Raw genomic sequence first — 10011 nt, forward strand, 5'->3', positions numbered from 1 at the left:
GTTATGGTATTAAAAAGTAACAGGCAGTGGTAGCTGCCTGTTACGATATTACTTGAAGCGATTACTTGCTGATAAGAGTAGCGAAGTAGTGAACGGTGCGAACGAGTTGGCTAACGTAGCTCATTTCGTTATCGTACCAAGAAACCACGCGAACGAGTTGAGTATCGCCTACGTTTTGAACCTTTGTTTGAGTAGCGTCGAACAAAGAACCGTAGCTGATACCGATGATATCGCTAGAAACGATTTCGTCGGTAGTGTAACCGAAGCTTTCGTTAGAAGCGGCTTTCATTTCAGCGTTGATTTCTTCTGCGGTTGTTTTCTTACCGAGGATGGCTGTTAATTCGGTTAATGAACCGGTAAGTGTTGGAACGCGTTGAGCAGAACCATCGAGTTTACCTTTCAAGCTAGGGAGAACGAGACCGATTGCTTTAGCGGCGCCTGTGCTGTTAGGCACGATGTTTTGAGCGGCAGCGCGAGCGCGACGGAGGTCACCTTTAGGGTGAGGTGCGTCTTGAGTATTTTGGTCGTTAGTATATGCGTGAACGGTAGTCATCAAACCGTTAACGATTCCGAATTTAGTTTCGAGTACTTGCGCCATTGGGGCAAGGCAGTTGGTAGTACATGATGCGCAACTGATGATGGTTTCAGAGCCATCGAGCGTGTTGTGGTTCACGTTGAACACGATTGTTTTCAGGTCGCCGGTAGCGGGAGCTGAGATTACAACGCGTTTTGCGCCAGCGGTTAAGTGAGCGGCGGCTTTATCTTTATCGGTAAAGAAACCGGTACATTCGAGCACTACGTCTACACCATGAGAACCCCAGGGGATATCGGCGGGATTTTTCTGAGCATAAATTTTGATTTCTTCACCGTTTACTTGGATGGCGTTTTCAGATGCAGTAACGGTGGCGTCGAAACGACCTTGTGCGCTATCATATTTTAATAGGTGAGCGAGCACATTGGGGCTGGTTAAGTCGTTGATGGCAACAACATCGATGCCTTCCATTTTATAGATTTGGCGGAATACGAGGCGACCGATACGACCGAAACCATTGATAGCAACTTTTACTTTGCTCATGATACAAGAGTATTTTAGGTTAAAAATGCGTGGCGAAGTTATAAAAAAAGAATAAACAAGTGTTGAATTTATGTGAGAGATTGGATTTCAGATAACTAACAATTGTAAGGGAGGGGTTATTAGGGGTTGAGTAGGAGGAAATTAATGGGGGTTGGGGTGTAAAAAAATCGAAAAAATGTTTGGAGGGAAATGGAGGTAGGCTTATCTTTGCGCTCCCTTTAAGAACATGGCCCGTTCGTCTAAGGGCTAGGACACCACCCTTTCACGGTGGTGATACGGGTTCGAATCCCGTACGGGCTACGAAAGAAGAAGCGACTGATGATATCGGTCGCTTTTTTTATGCATATAGGTTATCAATGTATGGGGCAGATGGATTGGATAAATGGGGGGCACGCGTTTTGGGGCGACAGATGCGACAGGCTGCGCACATATGACCCCGCTGGGGTCGGATGCGTTGTTTCAGGATTGATTGCTGCGATTTGTGACGCCTTTAGGTTCGAATACATTTTGGAAACGTTTTGGGCAAGGCGCTATTTTCATTTCTTTTGACGAACATTCTGTGCGACCCCTTCAGGGTCGATTGCCCTGTTTCTCGATTCTGGCTACTGATGTGCGACCCCTACAGGGTCGGACGCATGGTGTCAGGATTGATTGTTTTGAAAATGTTATCGGGATGGGGATCGAGGTGTTTGAAACAGGATGGCGTTTTCAGTTGGATTGACCCTTTCAGCTTTTGACTAAATATATGCGACCCCTTCAGGGTCGATTGTTCCCAAATATTTTAACCTGCTACGCATATACGACCCCGCTGGGGTCGGAGGAATGCAACCCTCGGTTGTGATAGTGTGAATTATAGGCTACTCTTTAAAGCGAATAGACGCAATTGGGATGGGTTTTGAAATTCGGTGATCTGACGAGACTACGATGTTGATTCTCTATTCTTCAGTTTCGAATCTTGGCTTTCGATAAAGAAATAGCAGCGCATTCGCGCCAAACAAAAGAAAGGAAATCGTATATACGAGATTGTAGTGCTCGCTTGGAATCCTACCCGAAAGAAGTATAAATGGCACTATAAGCGAGGCGATGATTTTATGAATCACTAATGAATGTCTCATACAAAATTGAAATCAAGTAAATTTCCTATAGAATTCATTCTGAATTCTATAGGAACTATAAATCGGTTATGACTTTGTACTTGGGCACCAATGACTTCATAATGAGCCAAGCTATGAAATACGCTACCGCGCAATAGGCAAACATAATGGTGTAACCGGTATTGATGTGCCCGAGTGCTTTGTAATGATCGAATAAAGAGCCGCCAATTTTTGTAATGATCACGCCACCAAGTCCGCCAGCCATTCCTCCTAAGCCAATAACTGAACCTATGGCTTTCTTTGGAAACATATCACTTACTGTTGTAAAGATATTCGCACTCCAAGCCTGGTGCGCAGCGGCGCCTATACCAATAAAGAAGACAGGCACCCAGAAACTGATATCACCTAAAGGTTGTGCAGCAAGCACTAATAATGGAAACAACGCGATGATAAACATGGCTTTCATTCGCCCATCATAAGGATTCAATCCTTTCTTCATAAAATAAGTGGGAAAATAACCACCTCCAATACTACCGGCCATGGTTAAGGTATACAAAATAGCTAAAGGGAAAGTGATTTCTGTTCCCGTCATGTGGTATTGATCTTTCAAATATCCTGGCAGCCAGAACAAATAAAACCACCAAACACCATCGGTCATGAACTTCCCAATGGTAAAAGCCCAAGTTTGGCGATATCCCAACACTTTTGCCCAAGAGAGTTTTTCCTGAGGCTCATCCTTTTTCACAGCCTCTTCAACATCACTATTGATATAATCCAATTCCGCTTTTGACAGTCTCAATTGTTTGTCTGGATTTTCATACAGCTTCAACCAAAACAACAACCAAATGAACCCAATTGCACCAATTACAATGAAAGCTGATTGCCATCCCCAGTTTTTTTCCATCCAAGGCACTGTAAGGGGCGCTAAAATGGCTCCAATATTTGCTCCGGAGTTGAAGATTCCGGTTGCGAAACTTCTTTCTTTCTTCGGAAAATAGGCAGCGGTAGCCTTTATGGCAGCCGGAAAATTACCAGATTCGCCAACCGCCAACACCGCCCTCGCAATTATAAATCCTAAAACAGAGACGGGAACACTTACAATTCCAAACCATCCCAATACCGGCATCAATGCATTTCCCATAGGAATCGCCAAGGCATGAACAATAGCACCTAAGGACCAAATGATAATGGCCCATGTATATCCCTTTTTCGTTCCTAATTTATCCAGAATCCTTCCTGCAAAAAGCAATGCAATGGCATAGGTTAATTGAAAGGCAGCGGCTATATCTGCATATTGACTATTACTCCAATGAAATTCTTCCTCTAAACTCGGCTTCAACAAACTCAATACCTGACGATCGAGGTAGTTGATAGTAGTGGCGAAGAGCAAGAGTCCGCATATCGTCCATCTAAATTTTCCTATGGCAGTTTGCATGGCAATTTTTTATCGTTTAATGGACCGAACGAGTTCCAATCCTTTTTGTGTTAATGCTGTCAATTGATCGTATTGTTGAGATTCTAGTACTTCTTTCGTAATAAGTTTAGATCCTAAACCTACAGCTATCACTCCGGTGCTGAACCATTCAGTTAAATTCTTCTCAGTTAATTCTACTCCCCCTGTTGGCATGAATAGCATATCGGGAAACAATTCCTTGATTGCCGAAACGAATCCAGGACCCAAAATGTTTCCCGGAAAAAGTTTTACGAATCGAGCTCCCAAACCATGTGCTGTTGCAATTTCAGTTGGAGTCATACAACCCGGTATCCAGAGCTTACCGGCTTCATGAACCGTATAGGCAACTTCCGGAGTTACCACCGGTGCAATGATAAAATCTGCCCCGGCACTTATAAACGAATCGGCTTCTTTCGATGTTTTGATGGTTCCAATCGCTAACAGCAATTCCGGCCACCGTGTTTTCTTCTCTTTCACCAAGGCCGTAAAATTCACTAGTGCAGCTTCTCCCCTATTTGTGTATTCAACTATTCGAATTCCTGCTTTGTACAAAGCATCGATCACGTTGATGCTTACCTGTAGATCACTGTGAAAAAAGAGTGGAATGATTCCCTGTTCTTTTACTTTTTGTATGATGAGTCTATTCTCCATGTTTCAAATTTTCGAGAACTGCGGCAACTGTTTGGGTTGTAGCATCCCCCATTTCTTGTAATTTACCAAATGCAGCCGCAGCAGCAAAATTGATGGTATCTTGGTGCGATTGCTTGTTTACCGATGAATAGATGAGTCCACCCATAAAACAGTCGCCACTTCCAATTTTATCTACCACCGAATTGGTGAAAAATTGCTTTGACACCCACTGTCCGTTCTTGTTATTCAATGAAGCATAATATTTCAATCCATCGGCTTCATCGAACCGAAAAGTATTGGCCACCATTTCACATTTCGGGAATTTGCTCATTATTTCAACGGAAGTTTTAGTGGCGTGTGATAGGTATTTCTCTTTTGAAGCGTTTTGATGAATATCCGCATCAATGCTTGTACCTAAGAGTTCCGCTGCACTCCAAATATTCCCCATAATGAGATCGCAATAAGCTGCCAGTTTTGGCATGATTTCAACAGGAGCCTTCCCATATTTCCACAATCGAGAACGGTAGTTTAAGTCTACCGAGATTTTTAACCCCAATTTCGAAGCAGCGATCAAGGCTTCTTCACACAAATCTGCTACTTGCTGATTTAAAGCCGGGCTTATTGCACTAAAATGAAACCATTGATATCCTTTCAACACTTCTTCCCAATTAATGATTCCGGGCTTGAGTTCGGAAAAAGAAGAATAAGCACGATCATAGATAACACCAACACTTTTCAAATCGGCGCCTTGGGTTAAGTAATAGGTTCCTATTCTATTGCCTGAGATGTGAATAGGGCTGCTGTCAATATTCTTTGATTGGATATAGTTTTTAATATCAGTAGTAAGTGTATTGTCGGGCAATGCAGTCATGTAACCCACTTCCTGATTCCAAGATGCGAGGGCAGTTGCCACATTCAATTCAGCTCCGCCTACAAAAACAGGCAAGGAAGCTTGCTTGATCCACTCGCCATTAGCAGCGGGTGAGATTCTCAACAACAATTCACCAAAGCAAAATATTTTCATGTTCTATTTTAGTTCAATTACCGGTGCAGGATCCATATCTGTGTACACCAAATTTTCGCCGGCCATTCCCCAGATGAAACCATAATTGGAGGTACCACAGCCAAAATGCGCACTCCAAGGAGGAGAAATAATGGCCTCGTTGTTCTTTACCACAATATGCCGAGTTTGCTGCGGCTCTCCCATAAAGTGAAAGATACGCTGTTCTTCAGGCAAATCGAAGTAGAAGTATACTTCCATTCTACGAGTATGCGTGTGTGGCGGAATGGAATTCCAAACAGAGCCCGGCTCGAGTGCTGTTAGACCCATTACCAATTGACAACTTTGAATGCCGTCGAGGTGAATGTATTTGTAAACTGTTCTTTTATTAGAGGTTTCTACTGCTCCCAATTGAACAGGCGCAGCAGCGTCTTTTTTCATGGTTTGAACCGGATAGCTATGATGGGCCGGTGCAGAAAGCAAATAAAAAAGAGCCGGTTGCTTTGCATCTGCCGATGAAAATCGAACTATTTTGCTGCCCTTTCCGGCGTATAAGCAATCTGCCTTATCAAGATTATAGCTGATTCCATCAACTTCTACACTACCCTTTCCACCTAGATTAATGATTCCCAATTCTCTTCTTTCCAAAAAATACTCGGCTCTCAATTCAGGGTGATTGGGCAGGTCGATGATTGTATCAACTGGAACTACACCACCGATGATCACACGATCATAGTGGGTATACGTGAGATTTATTTTATTCGGAGTCATCAAGTCTTGAACCAAGAAATTTTCTCTTAGTTCTTCAGTGTTCATTTGAGCAGTCTCCTTTTTGCTTTGCGCGAAACGAATTTCCATGATGATCGTAGTTTATCGGCCCATCCACCCACCGTCTACAGTGATGATGGTGCCATTTACATAATTGGATGCATTTGATGCGAGGAATACCACGGCTCCTTTTAGATCGTCGGGAGTACCCCAGCGACCTGCCGGTATTCTTTCCAAGATACTTTTACTTCTTACGGGGTCGGCGCGCAACGCTGCGGTATTATCGGTTGCAATATAACCCGGTGCAATACCATTCACATTCACTCCCTTTGAGGCCCATTCATTGGCCAGGGCTTTTATTAAACTTGAAACGGCTCCTTTGCTTGCTGCATAGCCCGGTACATTGATTCCGCCTTGAAAACTAAGAAGGGAGGCTGTGAATATAATCTTGCCTGAGCCTTGCTCAATCATCTTCTTACCAAACTCACGTGCTAGTATAAAAGGTGCATTCAAATTAATATCAATAACCCGATCCCAATAATCGTCTCCATGTTCCGCAGCAGGTGCACGCATAATCGTGCCCGCATTGTTGACCAAGATATCAATAATTGGATGTTTTGAATGTACTGATTCCAAAAATTGATAAATGCTGTCTTTATTGGAAAGATCAGCTTGGAAGGCATTAAAATTTCTACCTAAAGCCTTGACTTCTTTTTCAACTTCACTCCCTACCAGTTCTATAGAGGCTGAAACTCCAATGATGTTGGCCCCCGCTTCAGCTAGGGCGAGTGCCATTGCTTTGCCGATGCCCTTATTGGCGCCGGTTACCAATGCTGTTTTTCCTTCTAAACTAAATGCTTTTAATATTGACATGATTCTTTTTTATAGAACACCTGCTTATGCCTTGATAGCTGCGTTGTGTGTTTCCGTAAGTTGCCACCCGAAATACTGTTGTGCATTTCTGAAACAAATATCCTGAACGATTCCACCAATATGGTTTAGATCATTGGGTATCTCTCCATTTTCCATTTCATGTCCGAATAAATTACACAGAATTCTTCGGAAATATTCGTGACGAGGGAAAGAAAGAAAGCTTCTAGAATCAGTAAGCATACCTACAAACTTGCTTAGAAGACCCATATTACTGAGCGCATTGAGCTGTTTGGTCATTCCATCTTTTTGATCTAAAAACCACCAGCCTGAGCCCCATTGTACTTTACCTGCAACCGAACCATCGTTAAAATTACCAATCATAGTGGCGAACAATTCATTGTCGGCCGGATTCAAGTTATAAATAATGGTTTTTGCGAGTTTGTCGTTGGTATCGAGTCTATCTAGAAACTTTGCAAGTGCTCTTGCTTGAGAAAAATCTCCGATAGAATCCCAACCGGTGTCAGGCCCTAATTGCTTAAGCATTCTAGAGTTGTTGTTTCGAATGGCTCCTAAATGGTATTGTTGCACCCAATTCTTTTCATGATCCCATTCTGCAAAAATCACCAACATTGCAGATTTGAATTTGATCTTTTCTTCAGGCGTTAAACTTCCACCTGAACGAATTTGCGCGAAGATGCCAACGATTTCAGTTGAGGTATAGTCTGCTGCATAAATTTGTTCCAATCCATGATCGGAAACAGAACATCCATTCTCAGCAAAATAATCGTGACGTTTTTTCAATGCTGATAAGTAATCATTGAAAGTGCTGATCGATGTATTTGCAGCTTGTTCTAATGCAGTTAGGTATTTATTAAATGTGATGGTATCGTCAACATTCATTGCTTTATCGGGACGAAAAGCAGGAAATACTTTTACTGCCCAATTGTCTTTTTTGATTTTCTGGTGGTATTCCAATGAATCAATGGGGTCATCGGTAGTACAAACAACTTTTACATTCATCTTTTCAAGAAGGCCACGAACACTGTATTCTTTTGTTTGAAGCAAAGAAGAACTCTGTTCATAGATCCTTGCCGCAGAGTCTGCATTCAAAATTTCGTTGATTCCGAAATAACGCTGTAGTTCTAGGTGTGTCCAATGATACAAAGGATTCCTCACAGTGTAGGGAACAGTGGCAGACCAAGCTTGAAACTTCTCCCAATCCGATTTTTCACCGGTAATAAATGCTTCGTTCACGCCATTGGTTCTCATGGCGCGCCATTTATAGTGATCACCATTCAACCATACTTGGGTAATGTTATCAAAATTCTTATCAGCTGCCATTTCATTTGGAGGCAGGTGATTGTGATAATCGATGATGGGCATCGGCTTTGCAAATTCTTCGTACAATTTGATCGCCGTGTTTGTTTCCAACAAAAAGTGCTGATCTAAAAACTTCTTCATCATTTCAAATTTATAATGAAACCCCTCTTTTCCAAGGAATAAAATCGTCTTGATTTAGTTGAACCGCTTTGGGAATGATCTCACCACTTGCCGCTTTGATACAGTATTCAAGTATCTCCTCTCCCATTTGTTCGATGGTTTTCTCGCCATCAACAACAGGACCGCAGTCAATATCGATGATATCGTTCATTCTTTTGGTTAACTGGCTGTTAGTGCTCACTTTAATAACCGGACAGATGGGATTGCCGGTAGGCGTTCCGAGTCCGGTTGTAAATAAAATCAATGTAGCACCACTTGCTGCTTTTCCTGTTGTGGCTTCAACATCGTTGCCAGGAGTGCAAACCAAGCTAAGGCCTGGTTTGGTGGCTTTTTCTGTATAGTCTAACACATCTACCACCGGCGAAGTACCTCCTTTTCTAGCGGCGCCTGCACTTTTCATAGCATCGGTGATCAGGCCATCTTTTATATTTCCGGGTGAAGGATTCATGTGAAATCCGGAACCAACCGCAGTAACGGAAGCCTCATAACTTTTCATCAAATGCATGAATTTGCGGGCCAACGGTTCAGAAACCGTTCTATCTACCAATTCTTGTTCAACACCACAGAGTTCAGGAAATTCTGCCAATAGTACTTTTCCCCCTAGTCCTACTAAAAGATCGGAGCAATATCCAACTGAAGGATTGGCAGAAATACCACTGAAACCATCGCTTCCGCCACATTTTACACCTAAGCAAAGTTTATCAAGCGTTGCAGGAGCTCTTTTTAATTGATTGATCTGCTTCAAACCTTCAAACGTTTTTTTGATGGCGTCGCTGATCAATTGTTCTTCACTAACCGATTGTTGCTGTTCGAAAATATAGAGTGGTTTATTGAAATCTTTGTTCTGTGACTTCAGATCGTTTAAGAAATCATTGACTTGGAGATTCTGACACCCCAAGCTCAATACTGTAATACCTCCAACATTGGGATGATTGGCATAAGCAGCTAATAATTTACCAAGAACTGCTGCGTCTTGTCGAATACCACCACATCCGCCTTGGTGATTCAAAAACTTAATTCCATCTACATTTTCAAAAAAGCGCTTTTTAGAATGTTGGGGCTGCAAATCGAGGACTGAAAGATCATCGATGCTCTGATCATTGGCAATTGCTTCTTTCAGCAAAGAAGCAAATTGCTTGTAGCGATCAGCAACTGCGTAGCCCAATTCATTGTGCAGCGCTTCTTTGATCACATCGAGGTTTCTATTCTCACAGAAAACAGTTGGAATAAAAAGCCAATAGTTGGCCGTACCCACTGATCCATCTTCTCGATGATATCCATTAAAAGTTCTGTTTTTAAATTTTGAGACATCCGGTGCATGCCATTGAAAATCGATGTGACGGTAGTCGTAAGGTTCAGCGGCATGTTTTACATTTTCAGTAGTAATGCGTGCGCCCACAGGAATAGCAGAAACTGCTTTTCCCACCAACACACCGTACATGATCACCTCATCACCGGGTTGGAGTAAATTGGTTACGAATTTGTGTTTCGCAGGCACATCGTCTACCAATACATAGCTATTCCCATCATAGGCCACTTGATCGCCCTTGGTCAAATTACGCAGAGCCACCAACACATTGTCTTTCTTATGTACTTTTAATACTGCCTGTTTCAACTT

Annotated in this window: 8 protein-coding genes and 1 tRNA gene; 1 reads left to right on the forward strand and 8 read right to left on the reverse strand. The window is 42.6% G+C overall.

From position 1 onward, the window contains the following. Positions 1-61 precede the first annotated feature (61 nt). Positions 62-1075, reverse strand: coding sequence for a type I glyceraldehyde-3-phosphate dehydrogenase (gene gap / locus ACQ2HE_RS09275; RefSeq protein WP_430898311.1), 1014 nt, complete (start codon positions 1073-1075; stop codon positions 62-64). A gap of 228 nt (positions 1076-1303) precedes the next feature. Here gap and ACQ2HE_RS09280 point away from each other — a divergent pair. After that, positions 1304-1375: transfer RNA gene (locus ACQ2HE_RS09280), tRNA-Glu, on the forward strand. Positions 1376-2245: 870 nt separating this feature from the next. Here the strand turns inward: ACQ2HE_RS09280 and ACQ2HE_RS09285 are convergent. The 7 genes from ACQ2HE_RS09285 to ACQ2HE_RS09315 are packed head-to-tail and all read right to left on the reverse strand — an operon-like array spanning position 2246 to position 10008. After that, positions 2246-3604 (reverse strand): MFS transporter, encoded by a 1359-nt coding sequence (locus tag ACQ2HE_RS09285; protein ID WP_430898309.1) that lies wholly within the window; start codon positions 3602-3604, stop codon positions 2246-2248. 9 nt (positions 3605-3613) lie between these two features. After that, positions 3614-4273: a beta/alpha barrel domain-containing protein gene (locus ACQ2HE_RS09290; RefSeq protein WP_430898307.1), complete on the reverse strand. Its 660-nt coding sequence runs from the start codon at positions 4271-4273 to the stop codon at positions 3614-3616. Next, positions 4263-5276, reverse strand: a complete 1014-nt coding sequence (locus ACQ2HE_RS09295) for a PfkB family carbohydrate kinase (RefSeq protein WP_430898305.1) — start codon at positions 5274-5276, stop codon at positions 4263-4265. Before ACQ2HE_RS09295 ends, ACQ2HE_RS09290 begins: the two co-directional genes overlap by 11 nt. 3 nt (positions 5277-5279) lie before the next feature. Continuing rightward, positions 5280-6110: a 5-dehydro-4-deoxy-D-glucuronate isomerase gene (gene kduI / locus ACQ2HE_RS09300; protein WP_430898303.1), complete on the reverse strand. Its 831-nt coding sequence runs from the start codon at positions 6108-6110 to the stop codon at positions 5280-5282. A 12-nt stretch (positions 6111-6122) separates the two neighbouring features. After that, positions 6123-6893 carry a 2-dehydro-3-deoxy-D-gluconate 5-dehydrogenase KduD gene (gene kduD, locus ACQ2HE_RS09305; RefSeq protein WP_430898301.1) on the reverse strand — a complete coding sequence of 257 codons (771 nt, stop codon included), beginning with the start codon at positions 6891-6893 and terminating at the stop codon, positions 6123-6125. 24 nt (positions 6894-6917) lie between these two features. Beyond that, the gene (uxaC, locus tag ACQ2HE_RS09310) at positions 6918-8354 is read right to left on the reverse strand and encodes a glucuronate isomerase (protein ID WP_430898299.1); all 1437 of its coding nucleotides are present in this window, start codon (positions 8352-8354) and stop codon (positions 6918-6920) included. A gap of 10 nt (positions 8355-8364) precedes the next feature. Then, the gene (locus ACQ2HE_RS09315; RefSeq protein WP_430898297.1) at positions 8365-10008 is read right to left on the reverse strand and encodes a UxaA family hydrolase; all 1644 of its coding nucleotides are present in this window, start codon (positions 10006-10008) and stop codon (positions 8365-8367) included. Positions 10009-10011: the final 3 nt, after the last annotated feature.

It is taken from the genome of Endoryza foliicola, from assembly GCF_050589245.1.
GTDB lineage: Bacteria > Bacteroidota > Bacteroidia > Chitinophagales > Chitinophagaceae > Endoryza > Endoryza foliicola.